General features: G+C 65.9%; 12 protein-coding genes. 6 read left to right on the top strand and 6 right to left on the bottom strand.

Going from position 1 to position 13,993, the window contains the following annotated elements:
- Positions 1 to 22 precede the first annotated feature (22 nt).
- The gene (locus tag ABZW74_RS11010) at positions 23 to 2,038 is read right to left on the bottom strand and encodes a glycoside hydrolase family 15 protein (RefSeq protein ID WP_240857576.1); all 2,016 of its coding nucleotides are present in this window, start codon (positions 2,036 to 2,038) and stop codon (positions 23 to 25) included.
- Between the two features lie 118 nt (positions 2,039 to 2,156).
- On the opposite strand from ABZW74_RS11010, the gene ABZW74_RS11005 reads away from it, so the two are divergent.
- From ABZW74_RS11005 to ABZW74_RS10985, 5 genes are all read left to right on the top strand, one after another.
- Positions 2,157 to 2,357 (top strand): hypothetical protein, encoded by a 201-nt coding sequence (locus tag ABZW74_RS11005; RefSeq protein WP_240857577.1) that lies wholly within the window; start codon positions 2,157 to 2,159, stop codon positions 2,355 to 2,357.
- 204 nt (positions 2,358 to 2,561) lie between these two features.
- Entirely contained in the window at positions 2,562 to 3,695 is a 1,134-nt protein-coding gene (locus ABZW74_RS11000; RefSeq protein ID WP_355276182.1) for a sulfate ABC transporter substrate-binding protein, read from the top strand.
- Positions 3,692 to 4,573: a sulfate ABC transporter permease subunit CysT gene (cysT, locus tag ABZW74_RS10995; protein WP_240857579.1), complete on the top strand. Its 882-nt coding sequence runs from the start codon at positions 3,692 to 3,694 to the stop codon at positions 4,571 to 4,573. The genes ABZW74_RS11000 and cysT overlap by 4 nt, the downstream gene beginning before the upstream one ends.
- On the top strand, positions 4,570 to 5,520 hold the full coding sequence (gene cysW / locus ABZW74_RS10990; RefSeq protein ID WP_355276180.1) for a sulfate ABC transporter permease subunit CysW: 951 nt from the start codon (positions 4,570 to 4,572) through the stop codon (positions 5,518 to 5,520). The genes cysT and cysW overlap by 4 nt, the downstream gene beginning before the upstream one ends.
- Position 5,521: 1 nt before the next feature.
- Positions 5,522 to 6,523, top strand: a complete 1,002-nt coding sequence (locus ABZW74_RS10985) for a TOBE-like domain-containing protein (RefSeq protein ID WP_240857581.1) — start codon at positions 5,522 to 5,524, stop codon at positions 6,521 to 6,523.
- Positions 6,524 to 6,668: 145 nt separating this feature from the next.
- Here ABZW74_RS10985 and ABZW74_RS10980 read toward each other — a convergent pair whose 3' ends face one another.
- Genes ABZW74_RS10980 through ABZW74_RS10960 form a run of 5 tightly spaced genes read right to left on the bottom strand, consistent with a single transcriptional unit; the run spans position 6,669 to position 12,159 of the window.
- On the bottom strand, positions 6,669 to 7,388 hold the full coding sequence (locus tag ABZW74_RS10980; protein WP_240857582.1) for a sirohydrochlorin chelatase: 720 nt from the start codon (positions 7,386 to 7,388) through the stop codon (positions 6,669 to 6,671).
- Positions 7,385 to 8,680: a GTP-binding protein gene (locus ABZW74_RS10975; RefSeq protein ID WP_355276177.1), complete on the bottom strand. Its 1,296-nt coding sequence runs from the start codon at positions 8,678 to 8,680 to the stop codon at positions 7,385 to 7,387. The genes ABZW74_RS10980 and ABZW74_RS10975 overlap by 4 nt, the downstream gene beginning before the upstream one ends.
- A 1-nt stretch (position 8,681) precedes the next feature.
- Positions 8,682 to 9,614, bottom strand: coding sequence for a sulfate adenylyltransferase subunit CysD (gene cysD / locus ABZW74_RS10970; RefSeq protein ID WP_355276175.1), 933 nt, complete (start codon positions 9,612 to 9,614; stop codon positions 8,682 to 8,684).
- Entirely contained in the window at positions 9,611 to 10,366 is a 756-nt protein-coding gene (locus tag ABZW74_RS10965) for a phosphoadenylyl-sulfate reductase (protein ID WP_240857585.1), read from the bottom strand. The genes cysD and ABZW74_RS10965 overlap by 4 nt, the downstream gene beginning before the upstream one ends.
- Positions 10,363 to 12,159 (bottom strand): nitrite/sulfite reductase, encoded by a 1,797-nt coding sequence (locus ABZW74_RS10960; RefSeq protein WP_240857586.1) that lies wholly within the window; start codon positions 12,157 to 12,159, stop codon positions 10,363 to 10,365. The genes ABZW74_RS10965 and ABZW74_RS10960 overlap by 4 nt, the downstream gene beginning before the upstream one ends.
- A 407-nt stretch (positions 12,160 to 12,566) precedes the next feature.
- On the opposite strand from ABZW74_RS10960, the gene hemW reads away from it, so the two are divergent.
- The gene (gene hemW, locus ABZW74_RS10955) at positions 12,567 to 13,742 is read left to right on the top strand and encodes a radical SAM family heme chaperone HemW (protein ID WP_240857613.1); all 1,176 of its coding nucleotides are present in this window, start codon (positions 12,567 to 12,569) and stop codon (positions 13,740 to 13,742) included.
- Positions 13,743 to 13,993: the final 251 nt, after the last annotated feature.

The following is a 13,993-nucleotide window of genomic DNA, read 5'->3' as shown; positions in this document are numbered from 1 at the left end:
GTGCGCGCACCATTGCTACCGGTCAGTGATTGGCCGGCTGGAACTGCCCGTAGTGGGATGCTTCCTCGGCGCGGATGACGTGCATGACCGCGTTGATCAGCGCGAGGTGGGTGAATGCCTGTGGGAAGTTCCCGAGGTGCTGGCCGGTCTCGGCGTCGATCTCCTCCGCATACAGCTTCAACGGACTCGAGTACGACAACAGCCTCTCGCACAACGTCTTCGCGCTCTCCAGCTCGCCGATCTCGACGAGTGCGGACACGAGCCAGAAGGAGCAGATCGTGAAGCTGCCCTCCTCGCCGCTGAGTCCGTCGTCGGTCTCCTCGACCTTGTAGCGGAGCACGAGCCCGTTGACGGTGAGTTCTTCGGCGATCGCGAGAACCGTTGCGCGGACACGATGATCGTCGGAGGGAAGGAAGCGGAGCAGGGGAACCAGCAACAGTGACGCGTCGAGGGCATCGTTTCCGTAGCGTTGCGTGAACACGCCACGCTCGTTGACTCCGTGGGTGAGGATGTCGTCTTTGATCTCATCGGCGATCGCGGCCCACTCGCGCGCATACTTCTTCTCGCCGTGCATCGTCGCGAGGCGTGACCCGCGATCGAGGGCAACCCAGCACATGACCTTCGACGAGGTGAAATGCTGTGGCTCGCCACGTACTTCCCAGATGCCGCGGTCCGGCTTCTGCCAGTTCTTGATGGCCTCTTCGACCTGTGCCTTCAGAACCGGCCACAGTGTTTCGGGCACCGACTGGCTGGACTTGGTGTTGAGGTACACCGAGTCGAGCATGGTGCCCCAGATATCGTGTTGCGCTTGGTTGTACGCGCCATTGCCGATGCGCACCGGGCTCGCGCCGTCGTATCCGGACAAGTGGGTGAGTTCTTCTTCCTCGAGCGTGCGCTCACCGCCGACGCCGTACATGACCTGCAACGGATGGTGTTCGCCGTTGGTGATGCCGGAGACGTCGGCGATGAAGGAGAAGAAGTCGTCGGCCTCGCGGTCGAGACCCAGCGTGTACAGGCCCCACAGCGCGAAGGTCGAGTCACGGACCCACGCGTACCGGTAGTCCCAATTGCGTTCACCCTGAGGGGTTTCCGGAAGCGACGTAGTCGCTGCCGCGAGCAGCGCGCCGGTCGGGGAATAGGTGAGTCCCTTGAGCGTCAACGCCGAACGCTGGAGGTGCGTGCGCCAGGGATGGTCGGGGAAGGAGCCGATGTTGATCCACTGCCGCCAGCACTCCGACGTCGCCCACATCTTCTGGGCGGCCTCCTCGAAGTTCTGTGGGGCGGGCTGCTTCGACCAGCTGAGCGCGACAAACCGGTCGTCGCCCTCCACAAGGCGAGTTCGCGCACGGGCCTCGCGGCCTTCCAGACCCAGCCGGAGATCGGTGGTCAGTTTCAACGTAGGCGTCTCGGCATCCGTCTTGAAGGCGGTGGCGATCGCCTCGCCGTAGGCCGGGCCGGAGTACTCCCAATTGGTCAGCGCGCGGTTGTAGTCGAAGGCCGGCTCGCAACTCATCGACAACTCGACCGTCCCGGACACGCACCGCACGGTCCGCAACAAGATGTGTTCGGCATCCCAGTCGGTAGGCGTCCGGCGATGGGTGGTGGAGCGCTTGTCGTTGTCGTGCCACGGACCCATCACGAGCGCGTCACGCACCACGATCCAACCGGTGTCGGTCTGCCAGGTCGTCTCCACCATGAGGCTGCCCGGGAGGTAGCGGCGATCCACCGGGACGTTGACGCCATAGGGTGCCAACCGGAAATGACCGGCGCTGCGATCGAGAACCGCGCCGAAGATGCTCGGCGAATCCGGGCGCGGCACGCACATCCACTCCACCGAACCGTCGCGCGCGATGAGGCAGTTGGTCTCGGTGTCGGACAGAAAGGCGTAGTCGCCGATCGGCGGAAACGCGCTCGACGGAGCACCGTGATGGGCGTGGGTTTGCGCGCCCGCAGCATGCAGCGACGACCCGGTGACATCCTCCACGGACTTCGTGGAGCCCGGCAACTCGGTTACGGTGGAATCGTCAGTCGCTGTCATGGCTATATCATTGCGATCGACCCGGGTTGCCGCCACTCGACGTGGGGTACAGGCTCCCGGGTTTGCAATCACGTTGAACAAAAGTCGGCCAGTCGCCGCGATGGGTGAGGTGAAACCGGTGTCGTCCTTCTTTACCTGGTGGGATGGCGTGGAGGAATGGCTCACCGGACTCTCGTTCGTTCCGCAACTCCTGGTCACTCTTGCGGTTGTCGTACCGGTCGCAATCGTCACCGCAATCGTGCTGAACCTGCTGGTCGAGGGCGTGCTGTCGGTGCTCGACCGCCGCCGCTTCGCCGACGACGACGGAACCGGGTTGTAGGCCGTGATCCGTTCTCGCGTAACCCTCGCACTGATCGCGCTGGTCATCCTGGTCGTTCTGGCCTGGTTCCTCACCCGCTAACACACTCGGACGCCCTTTCCGATCACCCCAGATTCAACGTGCCGAGTAGCTCCTCGCCGGGGTTAGCGTTATCCGGTCAAACAAGCGTGAGCCCGGACGACGGGCGTGGTGAGGAGGGGGCCGATGACCGGTCACAGGCGGGGTCAGGCGCGCCATCGATGGCGCAGTATCTTGCTCGGTTCGGTGGCGTTGGCCACGATCGCGACGCTCGTGTCCGCCTGCGGCGGAGGCTCGACCGACGAGCCGGGCGGCGTCGACATCTCCAGTGGAAGTCGTCACCTGAACCTGGTCGCCTACGCGGTCCCCAAGCCAGGTTTCGATCACGTCATCCCCGCATTCCGGGCGACGCCGGAGGGCGCCGACATCGGCTTCTCCGCGTCCTACGGTGCATCGGGCGACCAGTCGCGCAAGGTGGCCCGACACGTGCCGGCCGACGTGGTGAACTTCTCCGTCGAACCCGACATCACCCGGCTCGTCAAGGCCGGCCTGGTCGACGAGGACTGGAAGAAGGCCGCACCCAACAACAGCACGCCGTTCGGCTCGGTGGTCGCGCTCGTGGTGCGCAAGGGCAACCCCAAGAACATCCACGACTGGGACGACCTGCTCGAGCCGGGTGTCGAGGTGGTGACCCCGAACCCGGGCAGCTCCGGGTCGGCGAAGTGGAATCTGCTCGCTCCGTTCGCGGCCAAGAGCAATGGTGGTCAGAACATCGACGCCGGCCTGGACTACATCTCGGCCCTTGTACGCGATCACATCAAGGTGCAGCCGAAGTCCGGTCGTGAGGCGACCACCGCTTTCGAGCAGGGGCAGGGCGATGTCCTGATCAGCTACGAGAACGAGGCGATCATGCTCAATCGGGCCAACGCGACCGCCGCGCCCGACAACCAGGTCGACTATGTGATCCCGCCGCAGACGTTCAAGATCGAGAACCCGGTCGCCGTGGTCAACACCACCGAAGACCGTGCCGGGGCCAACGCCTTCCTGCAGTTCCTGTTCACGCCGCAGGCGCAGCGCATCTGGGCCGAGCAGGGCTTCCGTCCGGTGCTGCCCGAGGTCATCGCGTCGACCAAACCGCTGTTCCCCGGTGACATCGCCAAGCTCTGGACCATCAAGGACCTCGGTGCGGTCCTCGGCGAAACCGCCCCCGTCGACGACAAGGGCAAGAAGCTGACCGGCTGGAAGGCCGTCGACAAGGTGCTCTTCGACTCGAAGTCGGGCGAGATCACCGAGATCTACAAGTCGGGAGGACAGCAATGAGTGCACCCGTGCAAGAACCGGCGCCCGCCGGTCCGGATCGGTCGGAGTCTGCTCCGCCCGGTGGATTCCTGGGCCGGTCCAAGACCTTCAGTGGTGTGTCACCGCTGCAGATCGGTGTGGCCTGGCTCTGGTTGAGCGTCATCGTGCTGCTGCCGCTCGCGGCCATCACCGTGCAGTCCTTCGACGACGGGTGGAGCGGCTTCGCCGATGCCGTCACCGACCCGGCCGCACTGGATGCGCTGCGCATCACGGTGCTGGTGTCGATCGTCGTGGCCCTGATCAACGTCGTCTTCGGCACCATCATCGCCTGGGTGCTCGTGCGCGACGACTTCTGGGGCAAGGGTTTTGTCAACTCGATCATCGACCTCCCGTTCGCGTTGCCCACCATCGTCGCGAGCCTGGTGCTGCTGTCGCTCTACGGCCCCAACAGCCCGATCGACATCCACCTCAACGCCACCCAGCCGGCGCTGGTTATTGCCCTCACCTTCGTGACGCTCCCGTTCGTCGTGCGCCAGGTGCAGCCCGTGCTGCTCGAGCTCGACAAGGACGTGGAAGAGGCGGCGGCCGTGCTCGGCGCCAGCAACTTCGTGACCTTCACCAAGATCGTGCTGCCGGCGCTGCTGCCCGCCATCCTCACCGGCGCCGGTCTGGCGTTCACCCGCGCCATCGGCGAGTTCGGTTCGGTCGTCTTGATCGGCGGCAACATTCCCGGCGAGACGCAGGTGGCCTCGCAGTACATCCAGCAGCAGATCGAGGTCGACGAACCGGTCAACGCGGCAGCCGTCTCGGTGGCCCTGCTGGCCATCGCGTTCGTCACGCTGTTCGTCCTGCGGCTGGCCGGTCGTCGGCAGTCGGTGCGAGAGGAGAATGACCAGTGAGGATTTCGCCGTTCACGCGCTACACGCTGCGCACCACTGCGCTGATCTACCTGTTCGTGCTGCTCGTCGTGCCGGTGGCGTTGATCTTCTGGCGTTCGTTCGAGCATGGCCTCGGGCAGTTCTGGGAGTGGATCACCACGCCCGCGGCGATTTCCGCGTTGCAGCTGAGCTTGCTGATCGTGGCCATCGTGGTGCCGCTCAACGTGATCTTCGGTGTCGCCACGGCGCTGGCCCTGGTGCGAGGACGCTTCCCAGGAAAGTCGTTCCTGCAGTCCGTCGTCGACCTGCCGTTCGCGGTGTCTCCGGTTGTGGTCGGCGTCGCGCTCATCATGTTGTGGGGTTACGGCGGATGGTTCGGCGGAATCGAGAGCACCGGATTCCGGATCATCTTCGGATTCCCCGGCCTCGTCCTGGCCACGTTGTTCGTGACGTTGCCGTTCGTGGTGCGCGAGGTGGAACCGGTCTTGCACGAGATCGGTACCGAGCAGGAGCAGGCGGCCGCCACCCTCGGCGCCAACGCCTGGCAGACCTTCAGCCGGATCACCCTTCCGGCGATCCGCTGGGGTCTCACCTACGGCGTGGTGCTGACCGTTGCCCGCTCGCTCGGTGAGTACGGAGCGGTGACGATGGTGTCGTCGAACTACCCGGGCATCTCGCAAACGCTGACGCTGCTGGTCCACTCGCGATACACCGACGACTACAACGAGTACGGCGCGTATGCGGCCGCAACACTCCTGATGCTGGTGGCGATCCTCGTCCTGGTCGCGATGTCGCTCATCGAGCGTCGCGTCAAGGGTCGCTACGACCGCGCCAGCCAGTCCTACACAGATCAATCCGCCGAGGGGGGCGACGACGACGTCGACCTCGACGAACTCGAACTGACCGTCCCGCACGGTCCCCAATCCGTTGATGCGCGGCAGCTCATCGAACACAAGGAAGGCGTCTGACATGTCGATCTCGGTTATCGGTGCCAACAAGCGCTACGGCGACTTCGCCGCCCTCGACGACGTATCGATCGAGATTCCCGACGGGTCGTTGACGTCGCTGCTGGGTCCGTCGGGATCCGGCAAGTCGACGCTGCTGCGGGCCATCGCCGGCCTGGACAGTCTCGATTCGGGCACCGTCATCATCAGCGGCAGCGACGTGTCGGGTCTGGCGCCGCAGAAGCGCGACATCGGATTCGTCTTCCAGCACTACGCCGCGTTCAAGCACCTCAACGTGCGCGACAATGTGGCGTTCGGGCTCAAGGTCCGCAAGCGTCCCAAGGACCAGATCGACGCCAAGGTCGACGAGCTCCTGGAGATCGTCGGACTGACCGGATTCCAGAAGCGCTATCCCGCACAGCTTTCCGGTGGACAGCGGCAGCGCATGGCGCTGGCACGCGCGCTGGCCGTCGATCCGCAGGTACTGCTGCTCGACGAGCCGTTCGGTGCTCTCGACGCGAAGGTCCGTGAGGATCTGCGCAAATGGTTGCGTCGGCTTCACGACGAGGTGCACGTCACCACGGTGCTCGTGACGCACGACCAGCAGGAGGCGCTCGACGTCAGCGACAGCATCGCCGTGCTCAACAAGGGCCGGATCGAGCAGATCGGTTCACCCGAGGATCTCTACGACCGTCCGGTCAACGAGTTCGTCGCGTCGTTCCTCGGCTCCACGGTTCGCCTCAACGGAGAACTGGTGCGGCCGCACGACATTCGCATCGGCCGCCGTCCGGAGCTGGCGCTGCCCGCAGCCGATCCGGCGCTGGACACCGGTGTCATCAAGGCGACAGTGCAGCGTGTCGTCGCACTGGGATTCGAGACCCGGGTCGAGTTGGTGGCCGCTGCGACCGGCGACGAATTCCAGGCGCAGATCACCCGTGGCGACGCCAATGCCCTGAATCTGCAACCGGGCGAGGAGATCTACGCCCGCGCGACGAAGGTGGCTGCACTCAGCGCGGTGGGAGTCTGAACCTGGCGTTAACCGTGCGTCTCGAATCGTCGACCGTGCGTCTTGGAGTTGGCGAAACGTGGATTGCGTGCACAGTCAACGGAACACGATGCACGGTCAACGATTTCCGGCGCACGGTCAACGATCCGCGACGCACGCTCGACGATCAGGTTTGGTGTACGAGCGGGGTGTCGAGGGTGGCCCCGCGGTAGAGCGACACGACCGCATCCACGACGTCGGCGTGGGTGCCGAGGGGGCCGGCGACGACCGCGTCGGACACGATCGTGTCGAGGGCGCACTCGACGCGCTCGGTCAGCAGGCCGGCCGACAGGAAGTACGGGCTGAGGGCGATACGACGCGCGCCGCCGGCACGTAGCCGCCGAACTGCGGTGTGCAATGCACGCTGGTTGGGACCCAGTTTGGTGGCAAACACGGTTTCGACCGGTCGGTGCAACCGGGTGGACAATTCGATTGCGCGACGGCGCACGTGGCGATCGGCGGTCGGATCCGATGACCCCACCGCGCACAGGATCACGCCGTCGTGTCGCGACATCCCCGCCTCACGAAGACGCTGTACCAGGCCGGAAGTCATTGTGCGCGAGCCGATCACGTCGGTTTGCCGAGCGCCGGGGCAGTGCTCACCGATGATGGCGGGGAGGTCGGTCTTGCTGTGGTAGCCCGCGGCCAGCAGGAGCGGGACCGCCACGGGTGCGGGCCCGGATGACGCCAGCACCTCCTCGACGCGAGGTTCGTTGAGGTCGAGGTAGGACAAGCGAACCCGCACACCGGGGAGCCGGTCGGCCACCGCCGCACGCACACGGCGCGCGGTATCCGCGAATCGCGGATCCCGGCTGCCGTGCGCGACGAGGACGAGAGTGGTTGTCACACCAGCTCTTTGAGATGCAGCGGCGCAAGTGCGTCGCCGACCAGGCCGGCCGCGAGGGTGTTGCCGCCCTGCGGATCGATCAGCAAGAAGCTGCCCGACTCGCGATTGATCTGGTAGTCGTCGGCCGGAATCGGTTCCGCGGTTTGGACCGAGATCCGCACGATCTGGTTGAGCTCCACCGACTCCGGGGCCTCGACCAACGCCAGGTTCTGCTCGTCGAACAGCGCGTCGAGCGCACCGACGATGGCCTGCGTGGATTTGGTGCCGTGCTTGAGCAGCAGACGTGCGCCCGGCCGCAGCGGCTTCTCGGCGAGCCAGCACACGGTCGCGGTGAACTGCTGAACCGGTTCGGGAGCGTCGGCCGTGGCGGCGATGACGTCGCCACGCGAGATGTCGACGTCATCGGCAAGCAGCAGCGTGACGCTGCGTCCGGTATGCGCTGTGGCGAGTTGCCCGTCGGCCGTGTCGATCTGGCTCACGGTGGTCCGGCGGCCGGACGGCAGTACGACGACCTCGTCGCCGACCGACACGCGTCCGGCAGCGATCTGTCCCGCATAGCCGCGGTAGTCCGGGTAATCGGGGGTGCGCGGCCGGATGACGTACTGGACGGGGAAACGCAGGCCGACGGGTTCGCGATCGGTCACGTTGGGCACGTTCTCGAGGTGCTCGATGAGCGTCGGCCCGTCGTAATACGGCGTGTTCTCCGAGCGGGTGGCGACATTGTCGCCGTGCAGCGCGGAAACCGGGATCGCCTGCACCTGCTGAGCCGACCAGCCCAGCGAATGGGTCAACTCGGCGAACTCGGCCGAGATCTCGGCGAACACGGTCGCCGGATCGTCAACCAGGTCGATCTTGTTCACCGCCAGGACCAGCTGGGGCACGCCGAGCAACGACATCACGGCCGCGTGCCGACGCGTTTGCGCCACAACACCATTGCGCGCGTCGACGAGGAGCATGACGAGTTGCGCGGTGGACGCACCGGACACCGTGTTGCGGGTGTACTGCACATGCCCGGGCGTGTCGGCGAGCACGAATGACCGTGCGGGCGTTGCGAAGTAGCGGTAGGCGACGTCGATGGTGATGCCCTGCTCGCGCTCGGCGCGAAGGCCGTCGACGAGCAGCGAGAGATCGGGGGTCGCGAGGCCGCGGTCCACCGATGCCTTGGTGACGGCGTCGATCTGATCGGCGAGAACGGACTTGGTGTCGTAGAGCAGGCGGCCGACGAGGGTCGACTTTCCGTCGTCGACGCTTCCCGCAGTCGCGATGCGAAGGAGGTCGGGTACGTGCTTCATCTCAGAAATATCCTTCGCGCTTGCGGTCTTCCATGGCGGCCTCGGACACGCGGTCATCACCGCGCGTGGCACCGCGCTCGGTCAGTCGTGATGCGGCGACCTCGGCCAGGATGGCCTCGTCATCGGCGGCCTCCGACAGCACCGCGCCGGTCGTCGAGCCGTCGCCGACGGTGCGGTAGCGCACCGAGAGTCGTTGCAGTTCCTCACCTTCGCGGGGGCCGCCCCAGACGCCGGGAGTCATCCACATGCCGTCGCGCTGGAACACGTCGCGCTTGTGGGAGTAGTAGATCGACGCCAGCAGCACCTGCTCGCGGGCGATGTAGCGCCAGATGTCGAGTTCGGTCCAGTTGGACAGCGGGAACACGCGTACGTGCTCGCCGGCGGCGTGACGTCCGTTGTAGAGGTTCCACAGTTCGGGCCGCTGACGCTTGGGGTCCCACTGGCCGAAGGCGTTGCGCAGGGAGAAGATCCGCTCCTTGGCGCGCGAGCGCTCCTCGTCGCGACGGCCGCCGCCGAAGACCGCGTCGAAGCGGTTCTCGGTGATCGCGTCGAGCAGGGGAATGGTCTGCAGCGGGTTGCGGACGCCGTCGGGGCGTTCGGTGAGACGCCCGTCGGCGAGGTAGTCCTCCACGGACGCGACATGCAGGCGAAGATTGTGACGCTCGACGACCTGGTCGCGGAACTCGAGCACCTCGGGCAGGTTGTGTCCGGTGTCGACGTGCAGCAGCGCGAACGGCAGGGGAGCAGGCCAGAAGGCCTTCAGTGCCACATGCAACAGCACGGTGGAGTCCTTGCCACCGGAGAACAGGATGACCGGACGTTCGAACTCGCCGGCAACCTCACGGAAGATGTGAATGGCCTCGGACTCGAGTGCGTCGAGGGTGGTGAAGTCGTCGGATTCGACGATCTCGCGCGGGGTCTCGGTGATGGTCATGCGTGCAGCCCACATTCTGTCTTGGCGCGACCGGCCCAACGGCCACTGCGCGGATCGGATCCGGGTTCTGGTTTGGCCGTGCAGGGGGCGCAGCCGATGGATGGATAGCCTTCGTCGACAAGGGGATTGACGAGAACGCCGTGGGTGTCGATGTAGTCCTGCATGGTCTCGTCTGACCACGGTGCGATCGGGTTGATCTTGACCAGCCCGAAGCCCTCGTCGAAGGAGATCAACGGTGCGTTGGCCCGCGTCGGCGCCTCCACGCGGCGGATGCCGGTGACCCACGCGTCGAAACGCTGCAGGCCGGCCTTGAGGGGCACCACCTTGCGCAGCCGGCAGCACTCACCCGGGTCGCGGGCAAACAGGTTGCGCCCCAACAGTTCGTCCTGCTCGGCAACCGAACGCTCGGGTGTCAGGTTGACCATTTCGACGCCATACACCTGCTCCACGGCATCTCGGGTGCCGATCGTCTCGGCGAAGTGATAGCCGGTGTCGAGGAACAGCACCTTGACCGGATCGCCGCCGATCAGCTCACTGTCGATGTGCTTGACGGCGAGGTCGACGAGTGCGGCGTCCTGCATGTTGGAGGCCACGACGAAGTTGTCGCCGAAGTTCTCCGCGGTCCAGGCGAACAGCTCGGCGGGCGTCGCGTCCGGTCCGAGGTCGGCGGCTCCACGCTCGGCGATCGCGCGCAACTCGTGCTCGTCGAAACGCCGGCCGGTGGCCGTTGGCGTGGCGGTGGACGTGCTCATCGCAGTGCCTCCTCGTCGGCACGAACGGCCCACTGCGCGAACCGTTCTCCGTCGTTGCGCTGGTCCACGAAGTTGCGGACGACGCGCTCGATGTAGTCGCCGAGTTCGGTCGAGTTCACCTTGTGCTGGCGCAGCTTGCGGCCGAAGCCGGCGTCCTGGCCGAGACTACCGCCGAGATGAACCTGGAAGCCCTCGGTCTGCCCGCCGTTGCCGTCCTCGACGAGCTGTCCCTTGAAGCCGATGTCGGCGATCTGCGATCGCGCGCACGAGTTGGGGCAGCCGTTGATGTTGACGGTGATCGGGACGTCTAGACCTGAATTGATGTCGGCGAGGCGCTCCTCGAGCTCTGGCACGAGCACCTGCGACCGTTTCCGGGTCTCCACGAAGGACAGCTTGCAGAACTCGATACCGCTGCAGGCCATGAGATTTCGTCGCCAATTGGAGGCGCGCGCCTGCAGTCCGAGCGGAGCCAGTTCGGCGATGAGCTGCTCCACCTTGTCGTCGGCGACGTCGAGGACCACGAGTTTCTGGTACGGCGTGAAGCGGATGCGATCGGAGCCGATGCGCTCGGCCGCGTCGGCAACGGCGGTCAGCTTGGTCCCGGTGACGCGCCCGGCGATCGCGGCGAAGCCGACCGAGTTGAGCCCGTTCTTGAGCTTCTGCACACCGACGTGGTCGCGCGGCTGGGTCAGCGGCTCGGGTGCCGGACCGTCGATCAGCTTGCGACCCAGGTATTCGTCCTCGAGTACCTGGCGGAACTTCTCGATGCCCCAGTCCTTGATCAGGAACTTCAGGCGTGCCTTGGCGCGCAGGCGGCGGTAACCGTAGTCACGGAAGATCGAGACGACGCCTTCCCACACGTCGGGCACCTCGTCGAGCGGGATCCAGGCGCCGACCCGCTGGGCGAGCATCGGGTTGGTCGACAGGCCACCGCCGACCCAGAGGTCCAGACCGGGGCCGTGCTCGGGATGGTTGACGCCGATGAAGGCGATGTCGTTGGTCTCGTGTGAGACGTCCTGCAGGCCGGAGATGGCGGTCTTGAACTTGCGGGGCAGGTTCGAATACTGCGGGTCGCCGATGTAACGGCGCACGATCTCGTCGATCGCCGGGGTGGGGTCGAGGACCTCGTCGATGGCGTCGCCTGCCAGGGGCGAGCCGAGAATGATGCGCGGGCAGTCGCCGCACGCCTCGGTGGTCTTGAGTCCGACGCCCTCGATGCGTTCCCAGATGGTCGGGACGTCTTCGATGCGAATCCAGTGGTACTGCACGTTCTCGCGGTCGGACAGGTCGGCCGTGTCGCGTGCGAACTCGGTCGAGATCTGACCGAGCGTGCGGAGCTGCTCGACGTTGAGCGCACCGGCATCGCAGCGGATGCGCATCATGAAGTGGCTGTCCTCGAGGATGTCGATGTTCTCGTCACCCGTCCAGGTGCCGTCGTAGCCCTCTTTGCGCTGCGTGTACAGGCCCCACCAGCGCATGCGGCCGCGCAGATCCTGCTTGTCGATCGAGTCGAAGCCCTGCTTGGAGTAGATGTTCTCGATGCGGGCCCGGACGTTGAGCGGGTTGTCGTCCTTCTTGACCTGCTCATTGGTGTTGAGCGGTTCGCGGTAGCCCAGCTTCCACTGGCCTTCCGCGCGGCGCTTGGTCGGACGTGCTTTGCGTGCCTGCCGCGGGGCGTCATCGCCGGCCTCCGAACGCGGGGTGCGCGGGGTCCGTGCGGGCCGCTTCGACTCCGCGGGCCCCTTGGGTGCGGACTCTTCGGGCACGGCAGGGGCGTCTGTTGTGGACGTCATGAAATCTCCTGTGCCGGCGCACAGGGCCGGCGGGTATCGCACGATGAACGGGCTGGTTTACGTGCCGGCGTCCCGCTGGAAATGCGGGATCCCTCAGGGCCGAGACGTCGCTAAACGCGACAGAATGCGCTGCAGACGCGCTTGAAATCAATGTGGCGACGCGCAGCCAGCCACACCCCTGGGAAAATCACGGTGTCCATAGTGCCACGCTCGTGGTCGCCTCGTCTACTTGGGGTTATTTTCCATCACTGTGATGGAAAGGTCGGTCGTCGATCCATGCACGTATGAGGGTCAAGGCGTGCGGTCCGTCGTCTATTCCCACCGGTGTCCCACGCTTCCGAGCCGATTACGCCGTTGCCGGGTTCGGTCGGCATGATGGACAGGTGAAGGTCTCGTCGCCACCGGTTGTGGATCCGGCCATCGCACGAGCATGTGCGAGCGCCGATCGGTCCGTGCCGTTCGGCCTGTACCTGCACGTTCCCTTCTGCGCGACCCGGTGCGGCTACTGCGACTTCAACACCTATACCGCCGGTGAACTCGGCAGCGCGTCGTCGCCGGAGACATGGCACAACGCGGTGGCCGCCGAACTCGAGGCGGCGTCGACGCTGCTGCGTCCGGCTCGGCCGGTGTCGTCGATCTTCGTCGGTGGCGGAACGCCGTCGCTGCTGGGGGCGTCTGGGCTCGGTCGTCTGCTCGACCGGGTTCGCGACAACTTCGAGATCGCCGACGACGCGGAGATCACCACCGAGTCGAATCCGGAGTCGACCTCTCCCGAGTTCTTCGACGGGCTCCGCGCGGCCGGTTTCACCCGGATCTCGCTGGGTATGCAGTCGGCAGCCGCTCACGTGCTGGCGGTGCTCGACCGCACGCACACGCCGGGGCGGGCCGTCGCAGCCGCGCGCGAGGCGCGCGCAGCCGGGTTCGCACACGTCAACCTGGACCTGATCTACGGGACGCCGGGGGAGTCGGACGCCGACCTGCACGCCAGCATCGACGCGGTCCTCGCGGCCGACGTCGACCATGTGTCGGCATACGCCTTGATCGTCGAGGATGGCACGGCGCTGGCGCGGCGAATTCGGCGCGGCGAGATGCCTGCACCCGACGACGACGTACTCGCCGACCGTTACCGCATCCTCGACCGCAGGCTCACCGACGCGGGGTTCTCCTGGTACGAGGTGTCGAACTGGGCGCGGTCGGCTGCGGGCGAATGCCGCCACAATCTCGCGTACTGGCGCAGCCACGATTGGTGGGGGATCGGCCCGGGTGCGCATTCCCACGTCAACGGAGTGCGCTGGTGGAACGTCAAGCATCCGGCGCGCTACGCCGACGCACTCGGCGGCCGGCGGCTGCCGAGCGCGGAGTCAGAGATCCTCGCCGACGCCGACCGGCATGTCGAAACCGTGATGCTGACCACGCGATGCCGCGATGGACTCCCACAGACCGCGCTCGACGACGCCGAGGATCGTCGGGCTGCCGACCTGTGTGGCGAGGGGCTCTTGATCCGGCGCGACGACGACTACGTACTCACCGATGCCGGGCGGTTGCTTGCCGACGGGGTCATTCGCCGAATCCTCTGGGACTGATCCCGACCATCCTCCCGTCGTCTTCGTCGCAGAAACCGCGCTTGTCGCCAGAAACCGCAGGTGTCGCCAGAAACCGCTGGCGCGCACGGGTTTCTGACCAGACACGCGGTTTCTGAAATCGCGACACACCGACGATGTGGCTCGACTGCCGTGTCGAACACCATCTCGGCTGGCCGCGCACAGACACCTCTCACCCGGCGGTGCTACTGACATCTGCTCGCATGTCTCCCATCTGCGCGCAATGCATTACG

Source organism: Gordonia sp. NPDC003585, from assembly GCF_040610755.1.
Classification (GTDB): Bacteria; Actinomycetota; Actinomycetes; order Mycobacteriales; family Mycobacteriaceae; genus Gordonia.
The sequence above is the reverse complement of the archived record's forward strand: the minus strand, read 5'-3'. Positions and strand labels throughout refer to the sequence as shown.

Coding starts and splice junctions, on each gene's coding strand:
- ABZW74_RS11010 (WP_240857576.1), bottom strand. CDS start 2,038: ATGACAGCGACTGACGATTCCACCGTAACCGAGTTGCCGGGCTCCACG.
- ABZW74_RS11000 (WP_355276182.1), top strand. CDS start 2,562: ATGACCGGTCACAGGCGGGGTCAGGCGCGCCATCGATGGCGCAGTATC.
- cysT (WP_240857579.1), top strand. CDS start 3,692: ATGAGTGCACCCGTGCAAGAACCGGCGCCCGCCGGTCCGGATCGGTCG.
- ABZW74_RS10985 (WP_240857581.1), top strand. CDS start 5,522: ATGTCGATCTCGGTTATCGGTGCCAACAAGCGCTACGGCGACTTCGCC.
- ABZW74_RS10975 (WP_355276177.1), bottom strand. CDS start 8,680: ATGAAGCACGTACCCGACCTCCTTCGCATCGCGACTGCGGGAAGCGTC.
- cysD (WP_355276175.1), bottom strand. CDS start 9,614: ATGACCATCACCGAGACCCCGCGCGAGATCGTCGAATCCGACGACTTC.
- ABZW74_RS10965 (WP_240857585.1), bottom strand. CDS start 10,366: ATGAGCACGTCCACCGCCACGCCAACGGCCACCGGCCGGCGTTTCGAC.
- ABZW74_RS10960 (WP_240857586.1), bottom strand. CDS start 12,159: ATGACGTCCACAACAGACGCCCCTGCCGTGCCCGAAGAGTCCGCACCC.